Genomic DNA, 2,075 nt, shown 5'->3' with positions numbered 1-2,075 from the left:
GATCACGAGAGATTTTAGCAATCAACGGTAGGTTCACTAGTGCGCTCGCAATAGAAGCAAGCACTGCACCAGTTCCTGCCACTTTTGCAGAGATTATACCTTTAGTAGCTAACGTTGCAGCAGAAGCAACCGCGCTAGCGCTAGAAACTAGACCACCAAGTATGCTAATGCCGTAAAAACCAAATTGACCTAACATCTTCTGTGCCAGTACCGCACAAATTTGCAGCGCGAGAAAAATCAGTCCAAACTTCAATGCTGATTTGAGTGAGAAAGGTGATTCAAAATTTAGTGTAGGAGAAGTATCCTCAGATTGACTACTACTAACAGCTGTTCGGAGCCTAGGTTTTAAGAATTTAATTTGTGGCAAAAGGTTGAGGAAAGTCAGTATTATAATCCCCGTAAACATTAAAGCTAGTGCAACTGCCGATGATTTTAAAGCTAATGGAGACAGGATAGCTAATAGCACCATGTTGCGAACCACCATCGCTGCCGTAGCTAACATGATGCCTCGATATGCTACTTCAAGAAGATGCCCTTGACTTTGGTACACCCGCTTGGCTAACTCAACGACAGCAACACTACTGTTGACTAAACCACCTAAAAAGCTAGCCACCTGTACGCCTCGAGTACCGTAACTCTTCCACAATATGTAGTTAACAAAACCTATGGCTGCCACTAAAATTACAGTTAGCCAAGCTTCGCGCGGTTGCACCAAATTCCAAGGGTCTAAGCTTCCCTTTGGTAAAGCCGGATAAACGACAAACGATAACATCGCCAGCATAATTGCCGACCTAAGTTCGACGACGCTCAAACCGAGGCTAAAATCTTTAAGACTTTCTTTCCAAGAGAGTAATGCCGCACTCATTACTGCCACAGCGACAGGAGTTACCGTATGACCTTGTCCACATAACACTCCACCAAATCCAGTTACCAACATAGCAGCTGATGTAGTCAACTCGGTGCCCTTATTCGCACGCAAAGTTTTAAGGTTCAAGAAGACAATTAAAATACCCAGCAAGGCAATACTCAACAACGCATAGTTTTCATTTAGTATTCCGCCCAAACCACCTAGCAGTGAAACAAACCCAAAGGTTCTAACTCCAGCTTGCTTATGGCGCCATTCTCGCTCTAAACCGACAAAAAGTCCAATTACCAAGGCCAACGCCAAGCGCTTGATACTATATATGTGTAGCGTTCCAGTAAAAATTGACGGCAATGACCAAGATTGAGCCAAAGTACCTGTTACTGCACTGAGGATAATTGAGACAGACTTTAAAATCACGGCAATGACCCCCCTTAATTTGCTTCAACTTTCGCTTTCAGTTGATTGACTTAGTTTATAGCAAAGTTAAATAGATTACAACGAGGTTAAGCTTGATTAAAAAAAGGTTAACAAAATTCGCTCTTTGCTTCAATATAGATTCCAGCATGACCAGAAAAAAGAAGATTTTAGCTCGGCAAATGACCTTGCTGCCAAGGAAGCTAATAAACTCAAGCAACTGCAAAATCTCTTCCTAGCACAAGCCCGTGAGTATAATGTGTTACCAAATAAGTTACCAAATAAGTGGTCGGGTCGATTTGGTAATACAATTCGTACATCTACACCACGCATTGTCGCCAACTTTAAGGCTGTACAAGCATTTGATAATTTAATGTATGGTTTAGCAACCAATAACTGGGCGCCACTTTTAAATTTACTTACAGATGACTTTACTTTTTGGTTTCCTGTTGGTAAATATCATGGTTTAAACGTTGGTAAAGAAAGAGTAAAGGAATTTTTTCAATACGTTACAGAAGCATTTGGTCAAACTCTAAAATTAACTTCTCTTGAAAGAGTTACCAGCAGTGAAACAACAGTTGTTTTTGAATTTTGTGATGAAGGAATAGTGCAAGGACAACCTTACAAAAACTGTATTGCCATTTCTTTTGATGTGCGTGGCGATAAGATATGCGGTTATAGAGAATATTTTGGTAGTGATGGAAAGTCGAATTAAGCATTTTCTTGTGTTGAACGGGCAAGGATGCCATTGGCGTCAAGTTAAGGCTGGCGCCCATATGTCAAGAGACCTTTGGGC

At 41.3% G+C, this 2,075-nt stretch carries 2 protein-coding genes; one reads left to right on the top strand and one right to left on the bottom strand.

Annotation, left to right across the window (positions count from 1 at the left end; all coding sequences use genetic code 11):
* Positions 1–1,282, bottom strand: a 1,282-nt coding sequence (locus AC2JBO_RS44670; RefSeq protein ID WP_496960040.1) for an MgtC/SapB family protein, incomplete at its 3' end; no start/stop codon positions are given.
* 370 nt (positions 1,283–1,652) lie between these two features.
* Here AC2JBO_RS44670 and AC2JBO_RS44665 point away from each other — a divergent pair.
* A complete protein-coding gene (locus AC2JBO_RS44665) occupies positions 1,653–1,994 on the top strand; it encodes a nuclear transport factor 2 family protein (protein WP_496960041.1) in 342 nt (113 codons plus the stop codon).
* Positions 1,995–2,075 lie beyond the last annotated feature (81 nt).

Source organism: Calothrix sp. CBUCES-K 9914 (assembly GCF_059640475.1).
The sequence above is the reverse complement of the archived record's forward strand: the minus strand, read 5'-3'. Positions and strand labels throughout refer to the sequence as shown.